Origin of the sequence: Streptomyces sp. Ru71 (assembly GCF_002920535.1) — a bacterium.
Classification (GTDB): Bacteria; Actinomycetota; Actinomycetes; order Streptomycetales; family Streptomycetaceae; genus Streptomyces.
This window is the reverse complement of record NZ_PQSS01000090.1, coordinates 22308-28912: the sequence shown is the minus strand read 5'-3', so window position 1 is coordinate 28912 and position 6605 is coordinate 22308. Positions and strand designations below refer to the sequence as shown.

At 73.3% G+C, this 6605-nt stretch carries 5 protein-coding genes; 3 read left to right on the top strand and 2 right to left on the bottom strand.

The window, feature by feature from the left end; translation table 11 throughout:
- Nucleotides 1-27 precede the first annotated feature (27 nt).
- Nucleotides 28-1272, bottom strand: coding sequence for an FAD-binding protein (locus C3489_RS33145; protein WP_103785824.1), 1245 nt, complete (start codon nt 1270-1272; stop codon nt 28-30).
- Nucleotides 1273-1391: 119 nt separating this feature from the next.
- Between C3489_RS33145 and C3489_RS33140 the strand changes: the two genes are divergently transcribed.
- Both C3489_RS33140 and C3489_RS33135 read left to right on the top strand, forming a co-directional pair.
- Complete coding sequence (locus C3489_RS33140; RefSeq protein ID WP_103785823.1) at nt 1392-2066, top strand: pyridoxamine 5'-phosphate oxidase family protein; 675 nt, start codon at nt 1392-1394, stop codon at nt 2064-2066.
- A gap of 57 nt (nt 2067-2123) precedes the next feature.
- Nucleotides 2124-3446, top strand: coding sequence for a radical SAM protein (locus C3489_RS33135; RefSeq protein WP_103785822.1), 1323 nt, complete (start codon nt 2124-2126; stop codon nt 3444-3446).
- 7 nt (nt 3447-3453) lie between these two features.
- Here C3489_RS33135 and C3489_RS33130 read toward each other — a convergent pair whose 3' ends face one another.
- A complete protein-coding gene (locus tag C3489_RS33130; RefSeq protein ID WP_258055062.1) occupies nt 3454-5076 on the bottom strand; it encodes a N,N-dimethylformamidase beta subunit family domain-containing protein in 1623 nt (540 codons plus the stop codon).
- A 357-nt stretch (nt 5077-5433) separates the two neighbouring features.
- Between C3489_RS33130 and rsgA the strand changes: the two genes are divergently transcribed.
- A complete protein-coding gene (gene rsgA / locus C3489_RS33120) occupies nt 5434-6528 on the top strand; it encodes a ribosome small subunit-dependent GTPase A (RefSeq protein ID WP_103785820.1) in 1095 nt (364 codons plus the stop codon).
- The last annotated feature ends 77 nt before the right edge of the window (nt 6529-6605 follow it).

The following is a 6605-nucleotide window of genomic DNA, read 5'->3' as shown; positions in this document are numbered from 1 at the left end:
GAGGCCGCCCGAGGCCGCTCAGTCCGCTCAGTCCGCGAGCAGCTCCCCCACGAAGGCGTTGGTGAACTTCCCCGCCGGGTCCAGCTCCCGCGCCAGGGCACGGAAGCCGGCGAGCCGGGGGTAGCGGCCGCGCAGCACGCGGGCCGGCGTGGTGAACACCTTCCCCCAGTGCGGCCGGGGATCGAAGGGTTCCAGGACCTCCTCCAGGCGGCGCACCACCGGCAGCACGGCCGCGGTGTCCGCCACCCAGGTGAAGTGCACGGCGACGGTGTCCCGGCCGTACGACGGGCTGAGCCACTGCGCGTCTCCCGCGACGGTGCGCACCTCGCAGGTCTGCAGCACACCGGAGACCGTGTCCCGGACGGAGTCGATCGCGTGCAGGACGTCCACGGCGTGCTCGCGCGGCAGCAGGTACTCGCTCTGCAGCTCCGCACCACTGCTCGGGGTGAACTCCGCCCGGAAGTGCGGCAGCCGCTCGTGCCACGGCCCGGGCACGCCGGACTGCTCGGTGCAGTTGCGCGCCGGCATCCCCGGCACCGGGTGCAGCGCCACCTTGGCCGGCACCGCCCACGGGAAGTCGGGCAGCGGCTGGTCGGTGCGCCGCTTGCGCCACACCTGGGTGAAGCCCGGCGCACGCCAGTCGGTGAACAGGCTCACGCTGTACGCCGAGGCCGCCACCGTCTCGAAGTCCAGCCCCGCCAGGGGCAGTTCGGTGTACACGTGCTGCTCGACGTCGTAGGCGGGCTCCAGGTCGAGGGTGAGCGCGGTGACGACGCCGAGCGCGCCGAGCGAGGTGACGGCGCCGCCGAAGCGCTCCTCGCCCCGCGCGATCACGACCGTGGAGCCGTCCGCCGTGACGATCTCCACCTCCCGTACGGCGTCGGCCAGCGGCCCGTTGCCGACGCCCGAGCCGTGCGTGCCGGTCGCCACCGAGCCGGCCACCGAGATGTGCGGCAGGGAGGCCATGTTGGCCAGCGCCAGCCCGTGCCCGTGCACCCGGCGGGCCAGCTCGGCGTACCGCACCCCGCCGCCCACCCGTACCGTGCGCGCCGCCGTGTCGACGTCGACCTCGGCGGGCAGCGCGTCCAGCGCCACCAGGACGCCCCCGGCGCCCGGGTCGGCGATGGCGTTGAAGGAATGCCCGCTGCCCAGCACCCGCACCCGGTCGCTGTGCGCCACGACCCCGCGCAACGCCTCCAGTGAACGCGGCCGGTGCAGCTCCTTGGCCGTGTAGGTGATGTTGCCCGCCCAGTTCGTCACGCTCTCGGCCATCGAGGCGCCCCTCCCGGTCAAATGATTCCGCCGACTGATTCCGTCGTTTTCGCCAGGTGGATCTACTGTTTCCTTAATCCCGCTCGCCTGCTGGATGCGGTTTCGGTAGCTTCTCGCATATGACGTCGCAACCGCTCCCCGCCACCCTCCCGCAGACCGACCTCACCCGGCACCGCCGCCTGCGGGAGCAGGGCAGCCTGTCCCGGGCGGATCTCGACGCGATCCTAGACGCCGGGTTCGTCTGCCATCTGGGCGTGGTGATCGAGGGGCGGCCCCTGGTGGTGCCCACGGTCTACGGGCGCGACGAGCGGTGGCTGTACGTCCACGGCTCCGTCGCCAGCCGCAGCCTCGCCGGGTCCGTGCCCGTGTGCGTCACCGTCACCCACGTGGACGGCCTGGTCCTCGCCCGCTCCGTCTTCGAACACGGCGTCAACTACCGCAGCGCCGTGATCCACGGCGAGGCCCGCACGGTCACCGACCCCGAGGAGAAGCTCCAGGGCCTGCGCCTGCTCACCGAGCACACGGCACCGGGCCAGTGGTCGTACGCGCGCCGCCCCAGCCGCAAGGAACTCGCCGCCACCACCCTGCTCGCCGTCTCCCTCGAAGAGGCCTCCGTCAAGATCCGCTCCGGCGCACCCGACGACGGCGACGGCCCGGACGCCGGGCTGGGCCTGTGGGCCGGCACCCTGCCGCTCACCCAGCTCTGGGGCGCCCCCGTGCCCGACCCGCTGCTCCCCGCCGGCACCCCCGTACCGGGGCACATCGCGGCGCGTGAGGGGACCCGGCACGGCTGACGCCGGGGGCAGGGCATACCGTGAGGAGTCGTACGCCTGAACCGGGAGGAGAGTCGGATGGGCAGCCGTACCGCGCTGGTCGAGGATCTGATGGAGCGGTTTCCGCACGTGCCGCGGGAAGCCGTCTTCAAGGAGGACCTGCTGCGCGGCGGAGTCGCCTTCGACCCGTCGGCGCTCAGCGACAACGAGAGCGGTGAGGTGAAGCCGAAGTCGTACTTCATCTTCTCCTTCGACCACGGCACCCTGCCCGAGCTGGGCGAGGCCGCGCTGCGCCGCCCGCCCGAGGAGATCATCCTCACCGGTGGCCCCTACGACCTGCGCCGCACGGTCGTCTCCGTCCGGGTGAACCCCGCCTCGCCCTACCGGGTCGCCGCCGACGACAGCGGCATGCTCGGCCTCTACCTCGACGGCAGGCGCATCGCCGACGTCGGCGTGCCGCCGATGCCGGAGTACTACCGGCACAAGCTGTCCAACGGGAAGTCGGTCATGGAGGTGGCCCCCACCATCCAGTGGGGCTACCTGATCTACCTCACCGTCTTCCGGGTCTGCCAGTACTTCGGCGCCAAGGAGGAGTGCCAGTACTGCGACATCAACCACAACTGGCGCCAGCACAAGGCCGCCGGGCGTCCCTACACCGGGGTGAAGGACGTCGAGGAGGTCCTCGAAGCCCTGGAGATCATCGACCGGTACGACACCCAGAAGGCGTCCACCGCCTACACGCTGACCGGCGGTGCCATCACCAAGACGGTCTCCGGCCGTGACGAGGCCGACTTCTACGGCCACTACGCCAAGGCCATCGAGGAGCGCTTCCCTGGCCGCTGGATCGGCAAGGTCGTCGCCCAGGCGCTGCCCAAGGACGACGTGCAGCGGTTCAAGGACTACGGCGTGCAGATCTACCACCCCAACTACGAGGTGTGGGACGAGTACCTGTTCAAGATGTACTGCCCCGGCAAGGAGCGGTACGTCGGCCGCGACGAGTGGCACCGGCGCATCCTCGACTCCGCCGAGATCTTCGGCGCGCGCAACGTCATCCCCAACTTCGTGGCGGGCGTCGAGATGGCCGAGCCGTTCGGCTTCAAGACGGTCGACGAGGCCATCGCCTCCACCACCGAGGGCCTGCGCTTCTTCATGTCGCACGGCATCACGCCCCGCTTCACCACCTGGTGCCCGGAGCCCACCACGCCGCTGGGCAAGGCCAACCCGCAGGGCGCCCCGCTGGAGTACCACATCCGGCTGCTGCAGGCCTACCGGCAGACCATGGAGGACTTCGGGCTCTCCTCGCCCCCCGGCTACGGCCCGCCCGGCCCCGGACGCGCCGTCTTCTCCGTCAGCTCCTTCATGGACAGCCTCCCGGCCCAGGACGCCGCCCCGGTGAGCTGACCCGGCCTCACCCGCCGTACCCGGCCGCCGTGTCGGGGCGCGGCGGCGGGGCGTGCCGGAGCGCCGGCCCCAGGGCGAAGGTACGCAGCAGGTTCGCCGTGGTGCGCGTGACGAAGGCGCGGGTACGGCCGTCCATGCCGTGGTCGTGGCCGAGTTCGCCGGTGCCCGCCAGCAGGGCCTCCACCCAGCGCATCGTCCCCGTGGCGAACACCCCGGCCCCGCTCGCCGCCGTGTAGTACGCCGAGTCGCTGTGGCTCGGCGTGCCCCGGCACACCAGCGGCGAGTGCGCGGTGATCTCCAGCGGTTCGGGCAGCGGACTGCCCCGGCTCACCCGGTCGTACTCCACGCCGACCAGGTGGGGGAACCGGTCACCGGCGCGCACCCCGGTGCCGTCGAAGAGCCAGTGGTCGCCCGCGAGCACGACATAGGGCGCGTCGACCGGATAGCCCTCGTAGAGCACCCCGGTGAGCGAGGACTCGGGGTCGGCGGCCGGCGGCAGGCGGAAGTCGGTGGTGACGAGGTCGGGGCGGGAGCCGTAGCAGGGGTCGTCGCGGAACGCGCTCTTGTAGCACACCACCGTGCGCGGTTCCGCGCCCGCGCCGGGCGCCGGCGGATCCGTGCCCCCGCCGGACTCCAGCCGGACGCGGCGGAAGCAGGTGTTGGCGCCGAGGAGGGCGACGTTGGTGCCCGCGTCCCGGGCGGCGGTGACATGGGCGCGCTGCTGGGGCGTCCAGTACTCGTCGTGGCCCAGGCACACCACGGCGCGCGCCCCGCGCAGCACGCCGGGATCGCGGTGGACGTCGACGCCGGTGCTGTAGGCCAGGGGGATGCCGAGCCGCTCGGCCAGCACGACCAGCGCCCGCTCGTACACCAGGAACTTCTCCGCGCCGCCGCCGTCGTAGGGCCGGTCGAAGCTGACCGCGAGCGAGCGTGACGCGTAGTCCCCGAGCGGCCCGGTGTACAGACTGCTGCCGCCCCAGTGGTTGTACGCCTGCCAGGTGGCCGGGGCGTGCACCAGCACGGTGCGGCCCGCGCCCTCGGCGGAGCGGACGATCAGCGGGACGTACCGCTGGTGTCCGCCGTCCGTCTCCAGCCGCAGCAGATAGGCGCCTTCCGGCCATCCGGCGGTGTCCACGGTCAGCGCGGCCGGCCAGTCGGCGCGCACGGTACGCGTCCTCGGCAGCAGACGCGGCGCCGGCCGGGCGCGGCCGGGTACGCGGTCCGAGGACCAGATCAGCCGGGCCTGCCGTCCGCCGTACCAGCCGACCCGGAACGCGCGGACCCGGAAGGACGCGGCGGTCGTCGACACCTGCAGTCCGAACGGCTCGCCCGGCCGCACGCTCACCCGGTCCGCATAGCCGGCCACGGCGTCGCGCGGGCCGGTGGCGCCCAGCCGCCAGTCGTCGGTGCCCGGCGCGTCCCGCTCCGCCTCCGGCCGGAGCCGTCCGGCGGTGGGGCCGGGGGCGTGCGGCCGGTGCCGTCCGGCGGTGGGGCCGGGGGCGTGCGGCCGGTCCGGTTCTGCCCGCCGGGACGCTGTGCAGGCGGCCCCCAGGCCCGCCCCGGCACACAGGGCGAGGAAGCGCCGGCGGCCCAGGCCGCCCTGAGCGCTGGTTCCGTGTTCCGAGGCCACGTCACCTCCCCGCACGTGCGCCGACGGGCCCAGCCTCCCGGGTACCGCGTGCGGGGCGCGGGGAACCGCTGTCGTGTGCGGGGGGGCACTGATGGGTCGTGGGTGAAAAACAGGTGGCGCCGTGGAGTGTGCTGTCCTTAAGGTGATCACGACTCGCGCGGAGCGGCCTTCCCGGCCGCCGCCGCGCCGCTGCCGCGCACGGGGAGAAGGAGGTGTCGACCGATGGCTGTCATTGCGACGGGCGCTGCCCGCATCCAGGAATCCATCACGTCCACCTCCGTGGCCGCCGGCTGACCTGAATCCGCCGCGCCGAGTACGCGCGCGCCTGCCGGGGCCACTGTCTCGAAGGGTCCCCCCTTGAGCTCCACTTCCGCTTCCTTCTCCGCCCTCGCTCCCTACGGCTGGGACGAGGACTGGGCCGCCGCGTTCGCCCCCTACGCCGCCGAAGGGCTGCTGCCCGGGCGGGTCGTGCGCGTCGACCGCGGCCAGTGCGACGTCGTCACCGCCGACGGGACGATCCGCGCCGACACCGCGTTCGTCACCCCGCACGACCCGCTGCGGGTCGTGTGCACCGGCGACTGGGCCGTCGTCGAACCCGACGGCAACCCCCGCTACGTCCGGGCGTATCTGCCGCGCCGCACCGCCTTCGTGCGCTCCACCTCCTCCAAGCGGTCCGAGGGGCAGATCCTCGCCGCCAACGTCGATCACGCCGTCGTCGCCGTCTCCTGCGGTGTCGAGCTGGACCTCGGCCGCATCGAGCGCTTCCTCGCGCTCGCCTGGGAGTCCGGGGCGCAGCCCGTGGTCGTGCTCACCAAGGCCGACCTGGTGCCCGACCCGGCGACCCTGGCGTACTTCGTCCAGGACGTCGAGACCGCGGCGCCCGGCGTGCCCGTGCTGACCGTCAGCGCCGCGCACGGCGACGGGCTGGACGTGCTGGCCGCCGTCGTCGGCGGCGGTACCAGTGTGCTGCTCGGGCAGTCCGGTGCCGGCAAGTCGACCCTCGCCAACGCGCTGCTCGGCGCGGACGTGATGGACGTCCAGGCCGTGCGCGACCTGGACGGCAAGGGCCGGCACACCACCACCACCCGCAACCTGCTCGCCCTGCCCGGCGGCGGCGTCCTCATCGACACCCCCGGCCTGCGGGGCGTCGGACTCTGGGACGCCCAGGCCGGGGTCGGGCAGGTCTTCGCCGAGATCGAGGAACTGGCCGAGGAGTGCCGGTTCCACGACTGCGGCCACGAGACCGAGCCGGGGTGCGCGGTGCGGGCCGCCCTGGAGTCGGGCGAGCTGCCCGAGCGGCGGCTGGAGAGCTACCGCAAGCTGCAACGGGAGAACCAGTACATCGTGGCCAAGACCGACGCGCGGCTGCGTGCGGAGATCCGGAAGGAGTGGAAGCGGCGGGGGGCCGTCGGGAAGGCGGCCATGGAGGCCAAGCGGGGGCGGTTCCGCTAGGTCCTGTCGGTCCTGCCGGTCCTGCCGGTCCTGTCGGTTCGGTTCGCCTTGGTGCATCGGGGCCCGGTGTCACTGCG